This window comes from Paenibacillus sp. 598K (genome assembly GCF_003851045.1).
Taxonomy (GTDB): Bacteria; Bacillota; Bacilli; order Paenibacillales; family Paenibacillaceae; genus Paenibacillus_D.
In genome coordinates this window covers 15,016-15,559 of the sequence record NZ_BFBX01000145.1, presented here as the reverse complement: position 1 = coordinate 15,559, position 544 = coordinate 15,016, and the positions used below count along the sequence as shown (strand labels likewise).

Genomic DNA, 544 nt, shown 5'->3' with positions numbered 1-544 from the left:
CCCGCCACTTCTATGAGGCGGTCAACCTCAATGCCAATCTGGAATACGCCTACGCCGGCATCGGCAAGGCCGAGCTGCGTCAGGGCAATTACGGCGATGCCGTCCATTACTTCAGGCAGAGCATGGACCGCGCCAATTACTCCAAGGCGTATCAGTTGCTGCGCAAGGAAGTGCTGCGCGAGCATTTCTCGACGATCATGACCGGCATCGTGCTGGCCATCGTCGCGCTGCTGCTCGTGAGACGGTATCTCAAATCGAAGGCGAGAAAGAAGGTCGTGCCTGTATGAACCGTGAGCAAGTCACCTATCCGCTTCAACTGATCGTGCGCCCGTTCCAGGGCTTCTGGGATCTCAAGTACGAGCGCGACCGCAAGGGCGTACTGATCGCGGCCTGGATTATCCTGGGGCTGCTGGCGCTGACCGTCATCCTGCAGCGGCAGTATAGCGGCTTCCTCGTCAACTTCAACAATCCCAAGTATATGAACAGCTTGCTGGAGCTCGCGTACGTCATCGTGCCTGTGCTGTTCTGGTGCGTGGCCAACTGG

2 pseudogenes are annotated in these 544 nt (G+C 58.3%); both read left to right on the top strand.

The window, feature by feature from the left end:
- Positions 1-287: pseudogene (locus PA598K_RS31425) on the top strand (hypothetical protein); the annotation flags it as partial.
- Positions 284-544 (top strand): annotated as a pseudogene (locus PA598K_RS31420) (YIP1 family protein); the annotation flags it as partial. The pseudogenes PA598K_RS31425 and PA598K_RS31420, both read left to right, overlap by 4 nt.